The 328-nt window shown below is 67.4% G+C and carries 1 pseudogene; it reads left to right on the top strand.

Annotation, left to right across the window (positions count from 1 at the left end):
* Positions 1-211 (top strand): annotated as a pseudogene (locus NE591_RS13535) (diaminopimelate decarboxylase); the annotation flags it as partial.
* Positions 212-328: the final 117 nt, after the last annotated feature.

Genomic DNA, 328 nt, shown 5'->3' on the forward strand with positions numbered 1-328 from the left:
CCACCGCATGGAAACTTACCGCGAGGCCTTCCGCAGCCGCTACGATAACTCCGACATCATCTACGCGTCGAAGGCGTTTCTGAACAAGGAAGTGCTGCGCATCGCCGAGGCCGAGGGGCTGAGCCTGGATGTGTCCGGCGGCGGCGAGCTGGCCTGCGCCCGCTCGGTGGACTTCCCCATGGAGCGCGTGTTCGTCCTCGGCAACAACTAGCCGCCCCGCGAACTGGAAGAGGCCATCTCCGCCGGTGTGGGACGCATCGTGCTGGACAGCCGCATCGAGCTGGCCCGCGTGAACGCGATCGCCGGGCGCCTCGGCGTGGTGCAGGAC

It is taken from the genome of Adlercreutzia sp. DFI.6.23 (genome assembly GCF_024462535.1).
GTDB lineage: Bacteria > Actinomycetota > Coriobacteriia > Coriobacteriales > Eggerthellaceae > Adlercreutzia > Adlercreutzia rubneri.